General features: G+C 60.2%; 9 protein-coding genes. 8 read left to right on the plus strand and 1 reads right to left on the minus strand.

What is annotated here, in order from left to right; all coding sequences use genetic code 11:
- Positions 1-559: 559 nt before the first annotated feature.
- Positions 560-853: a hypothetical protein gene (locus AC4FS3_RS24710; RefSeq protein WP_491022728.1), complete on the minus strand. Its 294-nt coding sequence runs from the start codon at positions 851-853 to the stop codon at positions 560-562.
- A 472-nt stretch (positions 854-1,325) separates the two neighbouring features.
- On the opposite strand from AC4FS3_RS24710, the gene secE reads away from it, so the two are divergent.
- The 8 genes from secE (at position 1,326) to rpoC (ending at position 13,756) form a co-directional block, all read left to right on the plus strand.
- Complete coding sequence (gene secE / locus AC4FS3_RS24715) at positions 1,326-1,517, plus strand: preprotein translocase subunit SecE (protein ID WP_092895871.1); 192 nt, start codon at positions 1,326-1,328, stop codon at positions 1,515-1,517.
- A 240-nt stretch (positions 1,518-1,757) separates the two neighbouring features.
- On the plus strand, positions 1,758-2,291 hold the full coding sequence (gene nusG, locus AC4FS3_RS24720; RefSeq protein ID WP_198839196.1) for a transcription termination/antitermination protein NusG: 534 nt from the start codon (positions 1,758-1,760) through the stop codon (positions 2,289-2,291).
- A 123-nt stretch (positions 2,292-2,414) separates the two neighbouring features.
- Positions 2,415-2,867, plus strand: a complete 453-nt coding sequence (gene rplK, locus AC4FS3_RS24725) for a 50S ribosomal protein L11 (protein WP_092895875.1) — start codon at positions 2,415-2,417, stop codon at positions 2,865-2,867.
- A gap of 5 nt (positions 2,868-2,872) precedes the next feature.
- A complete protein-coding gene (gene rplA, locus AC4FS3_RS24730; RefSeq protein WP_092895877.1) occupies positions 2,873-3,565 on the plus strand; it encodes a 50S ribosomal protein L1 in 693 nt (230 codons plus the stop codon).
- Between the two features lie 519 nt (positions 3,566-4,084).
- A complete protein-coding gene (gene rplJ / locus AC4FS3_RS24735; protein WP_491022729.1) occupies positions 4,085-4,600 on the plus strand; it encodes a 50S ribosomal protein L10 in 516 nt (171 codons plus the stop codon).
- A gap of 81 nt (positions 4,601-4,681) precedes the next feature.
- Entirely contained in the window at positions 4,682-5,053 is a 372-nt protein-coding gene (rplL, locus tag AC4FS3_RS24740) for a 50S ribosomal protein L7/L12 (protein WP_198839198.1), read from the plus strand.
- A 243-nt stretch (positions 5,054-5,296) separates the two neighbouring features.
- Positions 5,297-9,430: a DNA-directed RNA polymerase subunit beta gene (gene rpoB / locus AC4FS3_RS24745; RefSeq protein ID WP_491022730.1), complete on the plus strand. Its 4,134-nt coding sequence runs from the start codon at positions 5,297-5,299 to the stop codon at positions 9,428-9,430.
- 87 nt (positions 9,431-9,517) lie between these two features.
- On the plus strand, positions 9,518-13,756 hold the full coding sequence (rpoC, locus tag AC4FS3_RS24750; protein WP_491022731.1) for a DNA-directed RNA polymerase subunit beta': 4,239 nt from the start codon (positions 9,518-9,520) through the stop codon (positions 13,754-13,756).
- The last annotated feature ends 125 nt before the right edge of the window (positions 13,757-13,881 follow it).

The raw sequence follows: 13,881 nt of genomic DNA on the forward strand, positions 1-13,881 counted from the left end.
AGACCTTCGTGCAAATGGACCACAGGCCGACAATGCACTAACATTCAAACCGGACCACTCAGTGGGGGCATTCCAGCAGTTTCTGGCTGGTGCCGTTATAGTCGCCCCAGTTGAACCCAACCCCGTCGCCCGGACGCTGCACGGGCCTGGTGGTCTGGCTGAGTGCGAAGCAGAGTGTGATGCCAAACGGAGCCTGCATCGTGAGGCAGGCCGGAGCGCGGCTGCGCTGTAATCGCGCTAGTCGAACGTCCTTACTGATCGGACGCAAGGGAGATGTCATGGGGCGCGGGCAGCCGGTATCTCTCCTTCCGTTCGGAGCCCCTCGCTGCCGCTTGCGGCTAAAGGTGTCGCGGCAGGACGGCAGGGGGCACAGACAGCAAAAAGCCGGTCCGACAGCGGGCCGGCTTTGAGAATGAGGCGAAAAACCTTGCGCCGGGCGGGGCAGATCCCTGCTGAGACGGTACGGAATGCTCAGGCTCCGCCGTGTTATCTGAGCCAGGCGAAGCAGCGGTCGGGCAGGACTGCGTGTTCCCGTCTCAGGTGCTCCCGGGCGGGGAGGTCAATAGCCGCTTTTACGGATCAGGAGGTTGAGACGCTTGGTCAACTCTTCTGAATTGCCGACGATGCTCATGTCTGAACAGACCTGATAGGCAATGTAGCTTGCCTGCTCGCGCGGCATTTTCGGGCGAACTTCCTGAATGAAATCAATAAAAGCGGAATGGGTCTCGTTGATGATAGCCCAGTGCGGCACGGGGCCGCGATTGCAGGGCTGTTCGAAAACCCGGGCATTTTGTGCAACTGCGGGAACAGCAAGGCAGGCGACCGCGGCCGCAACTGTCACGATTTTGTACATTCTGGCACTCCGGTCCTGGATAGATGTCCGCGAGACTCTTGCGCTCTGGAGGGGAGTGAGTCCAGCAAATTGCTGGTAAAATCATGCCTGCAACGTGGAAACTAACTGGCGCGCGAACGGAAACGGCCAGCGCGCAGGCTTCTGAAGCGGGGGCTGCCAGGCGGCTTGCCCCGCCTGCCGGGCACGTATTCCCGTAAAACAGGGGGCTGAGCCACATTACACAACCTTGCGGATGATTGTGGCGCAGATGTGTCATTGCCAGGGCGTGTTTCGGACGGGACGTAAGGCCTGAGGCGCGGCGGCGTAACCGTCGCGCAAAATGAAATTCCCCCTCCCGTCGCGGATTGCCGGCAGAATGACTTGAATTTCCGGCTCCAGGCCAGTATCTCGGCGCGAATGGCCGCCAGGACCGGAGCTTTCCAAAGCTTTCTGACCGGGGCGGCTTTGGGAATTATCTCGGGATACCGCAGTCATGGCGACGACCAATCCTCTTCAGTTCCTGCAGCAGGTTCGCGGCGAAGTGGGCAAGATCCACTGGCCGAAACGCCGTGAGGTGGTGCTGACGACGATCATGGTCTTCATCCTTTCGGCGCTGGCAGCGACTTTTTTCAGCCTTACGGATCTGGCGATCCGCTGGGGGCTGGAGCTGATCATCGGCGTCTGAGCGGGGATCGGCGGGCGGCCCGGACGGGCCGCCGGGCAGGCCGGTACGCCGGTTAGGACTTGATCGGGGCGGCGTGAGCGGATATTCCGCGCCGACGTCTCTGTCACGGGCGCGCATCGATTCGGGATGCGCGCTGTTTTTTGTTCGGAGCGGCAGGCAGATCGGCAATTTGCGGATCGGGTCGGCAACAGGAATTCGGGAGGCAATCCTCCCATGCAGTCAGAAGGTGGAAGCGAGACCATGGCAAAACGCTGGTATTCGGTGAGCGTCCTCTCGAACTTCGAGAAGAAGGTTGCCGAGCAGATCCGGACCGCCGTGGACGAAGCGGCCCTGCAGGAAGAAATCGACGAGATCCTCGTGCCCACCGAAGAGGTGATCGAGGTGCGTCGCGGCAAGAAGGTGACGTCTGAGCGTCGCATCATGCCCGGCTATGTGCTGGTGCATATGGAAATGACGTCGCGCGGCTATCACCTGATATCGTCGATCAATCGCGTGACCGGTTTCCTTGGCCCTCAGGGCAAGCCGATGCCGATGCGGGATGCCGAAGTCGCCGGGATGCAAAGCAGCAGCGCCCAGAAGGGCGAAGTCGCGCCGAGGAACCTGATCCGGTTCGATATCGGCGAGAAGGTCAAGGTTACCGACGGGCCGTTTGACGGCTTTGAGGGCATGGTCGAAGAGGTCGATGAGTCGGAAAGCCGTCTCAAGGTCTCGGTTTCGATCTTCGGCCGGGCAACCCCGGTCGAGCTGGAATTCACTCAGGTCGTGAAGTTCTGACCTTCGGGTCCTGAGTGCATCGCGCGGAAGGCGAGCGCCTGTTTCAGAGGGCTGAACCAGGTGACGGACCGGACCGCTAAACGCGTCTCCATGAGGGCGGCGCCGTGAAAAGGAGAAGGCCAGATGGCCAAGAAGATTATGGGCAGCCTCAAGCTGCAGGTGAAAGCACAACAGGCGAACCCGTCGCCGCCCGTCGGCCCGGCTCTGGGTCAGCGCGGCCTGAACATCATGATGTTCGTCAAGGAATTCAACGCGAAGTCGGCTGATTTCCCGCCCGGAACCCCGATCCCGACGATCATCACCTATTACCAGGACAAGTCGTTCAGCCTCGAGCTGAAGACGCCCCCGGCCGCTTTCCTCGTGAAAGAAGCCGCTGGCCTGAAACCGGTTGGCAAGCGTAACCGCACCAAGGGTTCGGACAAGCCGGGCCGCACCGTGGCCGGCACGATCACTGCGGCACAGCTGCGCAAGATCGCAGAGACCAAGATGAAAGATCTCAACGCCAATTCCGTGGAAGCGGCGATGAACATCATCCTGGGCTCGGCCCGGTCCTGCGGCATCGAAGTGAAGGGCTGATCGACATGGCAAAGCTCGCAAAACGTGTGAAGAAGGCGCAAGAGGCTTTCGCTGGCAAGGATCTGCTGGCTGTTGAGGCCGCTGTCGCGCTGATCAAATCGGCGGCTTCGGCGAAATTCGACGAAACGCTGGAAATCGCGATGAACCTGGGCGTCGACCCGCGTCACGCTGACCAGATGGTCCGCGGCGTGGTTCAGCTGCCGAACGGCACCGGCAAAACCGTGCGCGTCGCTGTTTTCGCCCGTGGTGCCAAGGCTGATGAAGCCAAAGCCGCCGGTGCGGAAATCGTCGGTGCAGAAGACCTGCTGGAGAAAATCCAGGGCGGCATGCTCGATTTCGATCGCTGCATCGCAACCCCGGACATGATGCCGCTGGTCGGCCGTCTCGGTAAAGTGCTCGGCCCGCGCAACCTGATGCCGAACCCGAAAGTCGGCACGGTGACAATGGATGTCGCGACCGCTGTGACCAATGCCAAAGGCGGCGAGGTCCAGTTCAAGGTCGAAAAGGCCGGCGTGATCCATGCGGGTATCGGCAAAGTCTCGTTCACCGAAGAGAAGCTGGCTGAAAACGTCCGCGCCTTCGTTGACGCTGTGACCAAGGCCCGCCCGGCTGGCGCCAAAGGCACCTATGTGAAGAAAGTTTCGCTTTCCTCGACCATGGGCCCGGGCGTCTCGCTGGATCTCGCGACCACGGCATAAGCCGCGTTGCAGCTGGCTTGAAATCGAGACCGCCGTCCTTCGGGGCGGCGGTTTTGCTTTTGCCCACCCGCCCACTTCCGGAGGACGACGGAAGCCTCCGGCGGGGATATTTAAGGACAGAAAATGGTCTTTGTTGTCATTTTCTGTCCTTAAATATCCCGGGGGTGAGCGCGGTACGCGCGAGGGGGCAGGGCCCCCTCCTTTTCTGGCGGCCGGGTTGCGGCAAATGTCCTGTCCCAAATTCCTTACTTCTGTCTTGGCAATAGGGGTGCAACGGGTTAAACACCCTTTCTGTTGGGGCTGTGTGATTCGTCACTCAGCCCCAACGCGCTTTGTCCGAGAAGGCTGGTGGCGCGCAAACGCCTTAATTTCCGGCCTGAGATGGAGTTCGGGACGATTTTTTCCGGGGCTTGCCTCGGGTGATTTTGGCTCTCGGGACGACATCATGGACCCGAATGCTCTGGCCGCGAGGCCCGGGCTGACTTGAGCCGGGGGAAACCCCAAACTTGGAGTGAAACTGTGGATAGAGCCCAGAAAGAGAAATTGGTCGAGGATCTCGGCCAGATCTTTGAAAGCTCTGGCGTCGTAGTGGTTGCCCATTACGAAGGCATGACGGTTAAACAGATGCAGGACCTCCGCGCGCGTATGCGTGTCGTGGGTGGGTCCGTTCGCGTTGCCAAGAACACGCTCGCCAAAATCGCCCTTGAGGGGAAAGCCATCGCCAAGATGGGTGACCTGCTTACGGGTATGACTGTGCTGACCTTCTCGGAAGATCCCGTGGCTGCGGCCAAGGTCTCCGAGGGCTATGCCAAGGATAACGAACGTTTCGTGATCCTCGGCGGCGCTATGGGCGGTACGGTTCTGGACCCTGTCGGTGTCAAAGCCGTCGCATCGCTGCCGTCGCGCGAAGAGCTTCTTGCTCAGATCGCGTCGATGATCGGTGCGCCTGCTTCGAACATCGCTGGTGCCATTGGCGCGCCTGCTTCGAACATCGCCGGCATCCTGTCGACCATCGAGGACAAAGCCGCGGCCTGAGGCCCCGGCATTGCCCAATGTCTTTCGTAGGGTTGATCAACACGTCGTTGGACCCCATCTTAACTGAACGGAATGTGAAAAATGGCTGATCTTAAAGCTCTCGCCGAACAAATCGTTGGCCTGACCCTCCTGCAAGCTCAGGAACTGAAGACCATCCTGAAAGACGAATACGGCATCGAGCCCGCTGCTGGCGGCGCTGTTGTCATGGCTGGCCCGGCTGCTGCAGCTGAAGCCGTCGAAGAGAAAACCGAATTCGACGTCGTTCTCGTCGAAGCCGGCGCAAACAAAATCAACGTCATCAAAGAAGTCCGCGGCATCACCGGCCTGGGCCTCGTTGAAGCGAAAAACCTCGTTGAAGCCGGCGGCAAAGTCAAAGAAGGCGCTGCCAAAGCTGACGCAGAGGAAATCAAGAAGAAGCTTGAAGCTGCTGGCGCTAAAGTCGAGCTCAAGTAATCTGGCTTGCGGGTCACCCCGCAGCTTTGATTTTCAGGCAGGGGGCGGAGCAATCCGCCTCCTGCCATTCGCGTCCTGAAAGGGGATTTTACGAAATCCTCTCTCCGGGTGCGGTATCGGTTCGGGAGCCGTCTGACGGGACAGATGGCAGGTATGGAACCGGATATCCCCTCTCGCCAGTTGGCGTGTGCCTGTGCCCCGACGGGTCGCGCGCCGGCGAAACGATGAAAGGTGACCACGAACATGGCGCAAGCTTATGTTGGCCAGAAGCGTATCCGCCGCTATTACGGCAAGATTCGCGAAGTCCTCGAGATGCCGAACCTTATCGAGGTTCAGAAATCCTCCTATGATCTCTTCCTCAATTCGGGTGACGGCGAAAAGCCGCATGACGATGAGGGCATCCAGGGCACGTTCCAGTCGGTCTTCCCGATCAAGGATTTCAACGAGACCGCTGTTCTTGAATTCGTCCGTTACGAGCTGGAAAAGCCGAAATACGACGTCGATGAATGTATGCAGCGCGACCTGACCTATGCGGCGCCGCTGAAGGTGACGCTGCGCCTGATCGTGTTCGATATCGACGAGACCACCGGCAATAAGTCGGTGAAAGACATCAAGGAACAAGACGTCTATATGGGCGATATGCCCCTGATGACGCCGAACGGAACGTTCATCGTGAACGGCACCGAGCGCGTGATCGTGTCGCAGATGCACCGCTCCCCGGGCGTGTTTTTTGATCACGACAAGGGCAAGACCCATTCCTCGGGTAAACTCTTGTTTGCCTGCCGGATCATTCCCTATCGCGGTTCCTGGCTCGATTTCGAATTCGACGCCAAGGATATCGTCTTTGCCCGCATCGACCGCCGCCGCAAACTGCCGGTGACGACGCTTTTGTACGCGCTTGGTCTCGACCAGGACGCGATCATGAAGGCCTATTACGACACGGTCACCTTCAAATATGTGAAGAACAAGGGCTGGGTTACGCGCTTCTTCCCGGAACGCGTCCGTGGCACCCGTCCGACCTATGATCTCGTTGATGCGGCCACCGGCGAAGTGATCCTGAAAGCGGGTGAGAAAGTCACCCCGCGCATGGTCAAGAAATGGCTGGACGAGGGCGAGGTCACCGAGCTTCTGGTGCCGTTCGACCATATCATGGGCCGCTTTGTCGCCAATGACATCGTGGATGAGGAAAACGGCGCGATCTGGGCCGAGGCCGGCGATGAGCTGACCTGGGAGCTGGACCGGGATGGCGAGGTCAAGGGCGGCACGGTGAAAACCCTGCTCGACCAGGGCGTCAATGAGATCCCGGTTCTCGACATCGACAATATCAATGTCGGCCCCTATATGCGCAACACCATGGCCGCCGATAAGAACTGGGGCCGTGACACCGCGCTGATGGACATCTACCGCGTGATGCGTCCGGGCGAGCCGCCGACCGTTGAAGCGGCGTCGAGCCTCTTCGACACGCTGTTCTTCGATAAAGACCGCTATGATCTCTCGGCTGTTGGCCGGGTGAAGATGAACATGCGCCTTGACGTGGCCAAGCCGGACACCCAGCGGACGCTGGACCGTGACGATATCATCAAGTGCATCAAAGCCCTGGTGGAACTGCGCGACGGCAAAGGCGAGATCGACGATATCGACCACCTCGGCAACCGCCGGGTGCGCTCGGTCGGCGAGCTGATGGAAAATCAGTATCGCGTCGGTCTTCTGCGCATGGAACGTGCGATCAAAGAGCGGATGTCCTCGGTCGAGATCGACACGATCATGCCGCAGGATCTGATCAACGCGAAACCGGCGGCTGCGGCTGTCCGCGAATTCTTCGGCTCGTCGCAGCTGTCGCAATTCATGGACCAGACCAACCCGCTGTCGGAAGTCACTCATAAGCGCCGTCTTTCGGCGCTTGGGCCGGGCGGTCTGACGCGGGAACGCGCAGGCTTCGAGGTTCGCGACGTTCACCCGACCCACTACGGCCGGATGTGCCCGATTGAAACGCCGGAAGGTCAGAACATCGGTCTGATCAACTCGCTCGCGACCTTTGCGCGCGTGAACAAATATGGCTTCATCGAGACCCCGTATCGCAAGGTGATCGACAACAAGGTGACTGACGAAGTCGTCTATATGTCGGCAACCGAAGAGATGCGTCACACCGTTGCTCAGGCCAACGCATCGCAGGATGCGGAAGGTCACTTCACCGACGACCTGATTTCGTCGCGTAAGGGCGGTGAATTCATGCTGAACCCGCCGGATGCTGTCGATCTGATCGACGTTTCGCCGAAACAGCTCGTCTCGGTCGCGGCCTCGCTGATCCCCTTCCTGGAAAATGACGACGCCAACCGCGCTCTGATGGGCTCGAACATGCAACGTCAGGCGGTTCCGCTCTTGCAATCCGACGCGCCTTTCGTGGGCACGGGGATTGAGGCTGTGGTTGCGCGCGACTCGGGTGCTGCCATCATGGCGCGCCGTTCGGGCGTGATCGACCAGGTCGACGCACAGCGTATCGTTATCCGCGCGACCGAACTCCTGGAGCCGGGCGAGCCGGGCGTTGACATCTACCGTCTGCGCAAGTTCAAGCGGTCGAACCAGTCGTCCTGCATCAACCAGCGTCCGCTGGTGAAGGTGGGCGATACGGTCATCCGGGGTGAAGTGGTCGCTGACGGCCCCTGCACCGATATGGGTGAACTGGCGCTTGGCCGGAACGTGATCGTGGCCTTCATGCCCTGGAACGGGTATAACTATGAGGACTCGATCCTGATTTCCGAGCGGATCCTCAAGGATGACGTCTTCACCTCGATCCATATCGAGGAATATGAAGTCGCCGCCCGCGATACCAAGCTCGGGCCGGAAGAGATCACCCGCGACATCCCGAATGTCGGCGAGGAAGCTCTGCGCAACCTCGACGAAGCGGGGATCGTCTATATCGGTGCAGAAGTGCAGCCGGGCGATATCCTCGTTGGCAAGATCACCCCCAAGGGCGAAAGCCCGATGACGCCGGAAGAGAAACTTCTGCGCGCCATCTTCGGTGAAAAAGCGTCTGACGTCCGCGACACAAGCTTGCGTCTGCCGCCGGGTGCCTATGGTACCATCGTCGAAGTGCGGGTGTTCAACCGTCACGGCGTCGACAAAGACGAACGCGCGCTGCAGATCGAGCGCGAAGAAGTCGAACGTCTGGCACGTGACCGCGACGACGAAATGACCATCTTGGAGCGCAATATCTATTCGCGTCTCAAGGCTCTGATCCTGGGTCGCGAAGCGGTCAAAGGCCCGAAAGGTGTCCGCGCCGGTTCGACCATTGATGAGGAACTGCTCGGCACTCTGAGCCGAGGCCAGTGGTGGCAGCTTGCTGTCGCCGAAGAGGCCCAGGCGAAAGAGATCGAGGCGCTTCACGACCAGTATGAATCCCAGAAACGCGCTCTGACCGCACGTTTCGAGGATAAGGTCGAGAAGGTCCGTCGCGGTGACGATCTGCCTCCGGGCGTGATGAAGATGGTCAAGGTCTTCGTGGCGGTGAAGCGCAAGCTGCAACCGGGCGATAAGATGGCCGGTCGTCACGGCAACAAGGGTGTTATCTCGAAGGTCGTGCCGATCGAGGATATGCCCTTCCTGGCCGACGGCACCCATGTCGATCTCGTGCTGAACCCGCTCGGCGTGCCGTCGCGGATGAACGTCGGGCAGATTCTGGAAACCCATATGGGCTGGGCCGCACGCGGTCTGGGCATCCGGATTGACGATGCTTTGCAGGACTATCGACGCTCGGGCGATCTCACCCCGGTCAAGGAAGCCATGCGCTTTGCCTATGGTGACGAGACCTATGACGAGGCTTTCGGCGAAGCGGGCGATGAGGATATCATCGAAAGCGCGCGGACCGTCACCCGTGGCGTGCCAATCGCGACCCCGGTCTTCGACGGTGCGAAAGAGGCGGATGTGAACGACGCGCTGCGGCGTGCCGGTTTCGACACCTCTGGCCAGTCGGACGTCTTTGACGGCCGTTCGGGCGAGAAGTTCCAGCGCAAGGTCACCGTGGGCGTGAAATACATGCTCAAGCTGCACCACCTCGTTGATGACAAGCTTCACGCGCGTTCGACCGGTCCGTATTCGCTCGTCACGCAGCAGCCGCTGGGTGGTAAGGCGCAATTCGGTGGTCAGCGTCTCGGGGAGATGGAGGTCTGGGCTCTGGAAGCCTACGGTGCCGCCTATACCCTGCAGGAGATGCTGACGGTGAAGTCGGATGACGTCGCAGGCCGGACCAAGGTCTATGAATCGATCGTCAAGGGCGAGGACAACTTCGAGGCAGGTGTGCCTGAGAGCTTCAACGTTCTCGTGAAGGAAGTCCGCGGCCTCGGCCTGAACATGGAACTCCTGGATGCGGAAGAGGAGTGACCGGAATTTTAAGGAAAATTCCGGGCCGGTTTCTGGAAAGAAACCGGCGCCACCCTCTGACCGCAACCTCCTGATTGGGAAGATCAAATGAACCAGGAACTGACGAACAATCCGTTCAACCCGGTCGCGCCGGTCAAGACGTTTGACGAGATCAAAGTCTCGCTGGCGTCGCCGGAGCGTATTCTCTCGTGGTCCTACGGCGAGATCAAAAAGCCGGAAACCATCAACTACCGGACTTTTAAGCCCGAGCGCGACGGTCTGTTCTGCGCCCGGATTTTCGGGCCGATCAAAGACTATGAATGCCTTTGCGGCAAATATAAGCGGATGAAGTATCGCGGCGTTGTCTGCGAGAAATGCGGCGTGGAAGTCACGCTGCAAAAGGTCCGCCGTGAGCGCATGGGCCATATTGAGCTGGCCGCTCCGGTCGCGCATATCTGGTTCCTGAAGTCGCTTCCGTCCCGGATCGGCCTCATGCTGGACATGACCCTGCGGGATCTGGAACGCATCCTCTACTTTGAGAACTATGTTGTTATCGAGCCGGGTCTGACCGATCTGACCTATGGCCAGCTGATGACCGAGGATGAATATCTCGACGCGCAGGACCAGTATGGCGCTGATGCTTTCACTGCCAATATCGGTGCCGAAGCGATCCGCGAAATGCTGGCCGCGATTGATCTGGGCCAGCTGGCCGAGACCCTTCGCGAAGAGCTGAAGGAAGCCACCGGCGAGCTGAAGCCCAAGAAGATCATCAAGCGTCTGAAGATCGTCGAGAGCTTCTACGAATCCGGCAACCGCCCGGAATGGATGATCCTGACCGTGCTTCCGGTGATCCCGCCGGAACTGCGTCCGCTCGTGCCCCTCGACGGTGGCCGTTTCGCGACCTCGGATCTGAACGACCTCTATCGCCGCGTCATCAACCGGAACAACCGGCTGAAGCGTCTGATCGAGCTGCGTGCGCCTGACATCATCGTCCGCAACGAAAAGCGGATGCTGCAGGAGGCGGTTGACGCGCTGTTCGACAACGGCCGTCGTGGCCGCGTGATCACCGGGACGAATAAGCGCCCGCTGAAATCGCTGTCCGATATGCTGAAAGGCAAGCAGGGCCGCTTCCGTCAGAACTTGCTCGGTAAGCGCGTCGACTTCTCGGGCCGCTCGGTCATCGTGACCGGCCCGGAGCTGAAGCTGCACCAGTGTGGTCTGCCGAAGAAGATGGCTCTCGAGCTCTTCAAGCCCTTCATCTATTCGCGGCTGGAGGCCAAGGGCCTGTCCAGCACCGTGAAACAGGCGAAGAAGCTCGTTGAGAAAGAGCGTCCGGAGGTCTGGGATATCCTCGACGAGGTCATCCGCGAACATCCGGTCCTGCTGAACCGTGCGCCGACGCTGCACCGTCTGGGCATTCAGGCGTTCGAGCCGATCCTTATTGAGGGTAAGGCGATCCAGCTGCACCCGCTGGTTTGTTCCGCCTTCAACGCCGACTTCGACGGCGACCAGATGGCTGTTCACGTTCCCCTCTCGCTGGAAGCCCAGCTTGAGGCCCGCGTTCTCATGATGTCGACGAACAACGTTCTGTCGCCCGCCAACGGCGCGCCGATCATTGTTCCGTCGCAGGATATGGTTCTCGGGATCTATTACGTGACCATGCAGCGCGAAGGCATGAAGGGCGAGGGCGGTCTCTACCGTGATATCGACGAAGTCGAACACGCCCTTGCCGCCGGCGAGCTGCATCTGCATGCCAAAATCACCGCCCGCCTCAAGCAGGTCGATGAGGAAGGCAATATCGTCTGGAAACGCTACGAGACGACGCCTGGCCGTCTGCGGATCGGGAACATCCTGCCGCAAAACGCCAAAGCGCCGTTTGAACTGGTGAACCGTCTTCTGCGTAAGAAAGACGTGCAGACGGTCATCGACACGGTCTACCGCTACTGCGGTCAGAAAGAGTCGGTGATCTTCTGTGACCAGATCATGGGTCTCGGCTTCCGCGAGGCGTTCAAAGCAGGCATCTCGTTCGGCAAGGACGACATGGTCATCGCCGACAACAAATGGGACATCGTCAATGCGACGAAGGCTCTCGTTGCCGACTTTGAACAGCAGTATCTCGACGGCCTGATCACTCAGGGCGAGAAATACAACAAAGTCGTCGACGCCTGGTCGAAGTGCAACGACAAGGTGACCGAGGGCATGATGTCCACGATCTCGGCCACCAAATACGACGACAATGGCGCCGAGAAGGAACCCAACTCGGTCTATATGATGGCCCACTCCGGTGCCCGGGGTTCGGTCACGCAGATGAAGCAGCTGGGCGGTATGCGCGGCCTTATGGCCAAGCCGAACGGCGAGATCATCGAGACGCCGATCATCTCGAACTTCAAGGAAGGTCTGACCGTTCTTGAATACTTCAACTCGACCCACGGCGCCCGGAAGGGCCTGTCGGATACCGCTCTGAAGACGGCGAACTCGGGTTACCTGACCCGCCGTCTGGTCGACGTGGCGCAGGATTGCATCGTTCGCGTGCATGATTGCGGCACCGAGAACTCGATCACTGCTTCGGCAGCCGTCAAGGAAGGCCAGGAAACCGCTCCGCTCTCGGAACGGGTGCTGGGCCGTGTCGTGGCGGAAGACATCATGATCCCGGGCACCGATGAGGTGCTGATCGCCAAGGGTGAACTGATCGACGAGCGCAAGGCAGATCTGGTCGGCAAGTATAACGTACCTGTCGCCCGTATCCGCAGCCCGCTGACCTGTGAGGCCGAGGAAGGCGTCTGCGCCCAGTGCTATGGTCGCGACCTCGCCCGCGGTACTCAGGTGAACATCGGTGAAGCGGTCGGCATCATCGCCGCCCAGTCCATCGGTGAGCCGGGCACGCAGCTGACGATGCGGACCTTCCACATCGGCGGTGTTGCGCAAGGCGGCCAGCAGTCGTTCCTTGAAGCAAGCCAAGAGGGCAAGATCGAGTTCCGCAACGCGAACCTCCTTCTGAACGTTGCAGGCGAGCAGGTGGTGATCGGCCGGAACATGTCCATCGCGATCATCGACGCCAATGGCGACGAGCGCGCGGTGCACAAGCTGACCTATGGCGCCAAACTTCACGTGAAGGATGGCGAAGAGGTCAAGCGCGGCCATAAGCTGTTCGAATGGGACCCCTTCAACCTGCTGATCGTGGCTGAAAAGGCCGGTGTGGCGCGGTTCAAGGACCTGATCAACGGCATCTCGGTGCGCGAAGACACCGATGACGCAACCGGCATGACGCAGAAGATCGTGTCTGACTGGCGTGCGGCACCGCGCGGCTCGGATCTCAAGCCCGAGATCCTGGTGGTGAACCCGGAAACGGGCGAACCGGTGCGCGGCGACAGCGGCAACCCGATCCAATATGCGATGTCGGTGGATGCGGTTCTCTCGATCGAAGACGGTCAGGAACTGCGCCCGGGCGATATCGTGGCGCGTATTCCGCGCGAAGGCACCAAGACGAAGGACATCACCGGGGGTCTTCCCCGCGTGGCGGAACTCTTCGAGGCGCGTCGCCCCAAAGATCACGCAATCATCGCGGAAGCCGATGGTTATGTGCGCTTTGGCAAGGACTACAAGAACAAGCGCCGCATCACGGTCGAGCCGGTGGACGAGACCCTTCAGTCGATGGAATATATGGTGCCCAAGGGCAAACATATCCCCGTCCAGGAAGGCGATTTCGTCCAGAAGGGCGACTATATCATGGACGGGAACCCCGCGCCGCATGACATCCTGCGCATCATGGGTGTCGAAGCGCTGGCAAACTACATGATCGACGAGGTCCAGGACGTCTATCGTCTGCAGGGCGTGAAGATCAACGACAAGCATATCGAGGTTATCGTGCGGCAGATGCTGCAGAAACTCGAAGTGCTGGATTCGGGGGATACCACGCTGCTGAAAGGCGAGCAGGTCGAACGCCAGGAGCTGGAGGAAGAGAACCTCAAAGCCCGTGGCCGCGGTCTGCGCGAGGCGAAAGCCGAGCCGGTTCTGCTGGGGATCACCAAGGCGTCGCTGCAGACCCGCAGCTTCATCTCGGCGGCTTCCTTCCAGGAGACGACCCGCGTCCTTACCGAGGCGTCCGTTCAGGGCAAGCGCGACAAGCTGCAGGGCCTGAAAGAGAACGTCATCGTGGGCCGTCTGATCCCGGCCGGCACCGGTGGGGCCACGCGCCGCGTGAAGTCCATCGCGTCCGAGCGCGACTCGACGGTGATCGAGGCACGCCGCAGCGAGGCGGAAACCGCCGCAGCTCTGGCCGCTCCGATCCCGGCTGCGCAGCCTGATCTGGCCAGCGTGATCGTCGACGATCTGGAAAGCCGGGATTGATCTCCGGCTCACTGGCCCCGGGCCGGTGAAGTGATCTCTGGCCCCGTCCGGACAACCGGGCGGGGCTTTTTCTGTCTCCACTCCCGGGGCGCTGAACCGGGGCAGGGGGCCAGACCGGATATTCC

The organism is Pseudogemmobacter sp. TB195 (genome assembly GCF_058313095.1).